Raw genomic sequence first — 529 nt, 5'->3', positions numbered from 1 at the left:
CTCCATGGCTCGCAGCGATCGCTTCAATCATGTCAGAGCGTTTGTGAAAGCGCGCATTATCCATAACAATTACTGAATGTGCTGGCAATTTAGGCAATAAATCTTTAACTAGCCATGCATAAAACACATCAGAATTAATTGACCCAGTAAATAAAGAGGCTGTTAATAATAACTTCCCTAAGAGGGCACCAATGACATTAATACGACCCTTTTCATGCCAGTTATGAACACCATAACAGCGCGTTCCTTTCTGAGAGTAGCCTCGCTTTCTTGGCATATCTGTTGCAAAACCACTTTCATCTAAATAAACAATGGGTCGACCATAGCCGGCGTAGCGCTTGATTTTATTCTGGAAGCTTGTACGTGTATTTTCGTTGGCTTTTGGGTGTTTTAGTGTTTTTTTTACAGCTGATTGCAAGGAAATTCAACCAATGCTGAATACAGTGTTGACTTACACCAAAACGTTGCGCACGTTCCCATTGATAACTATCCGGATAATTTTTTACATCATCGCCCTCCGTCATCTGAA

2 protein-coding genes are annotated in these 529 nt (G+C 40.8%); both read right to left on the bottom strand.

Going from position 1 to position 529, the window contains the following annotated elements:
• Positions 1-418: transposase (locus C200_RS13280; protein ID WP_162180159.1), on the bottom strand; the 418-nt coding region annotated here is incomplete at its 3' end.
• Positions 345-529: IS630 transposase-related protein (locus C200_RS15205; protein ID WP_155276093.1), on the bottom strand; the 185-nt coding region annotated here is incomplete at its 5' end. The genes C200_RS15205 and C200_RS13280, both read right to left, overlap by 74 nt.

The organism is Piscirickettsia salmonis LF-89 = ATCC VR-1361, assembly GCF_000297215.2.
GTDB lineage: Bacteria > Pseudomonadota > Gammaproteobacteria > Piscirickettsiales > Piscirickettsiaceae > Piscirickettsia > Piscirickettsia salmonis.
This window is presented reverse-complemented; position numbering and strand designations above follow the sequence as displayed.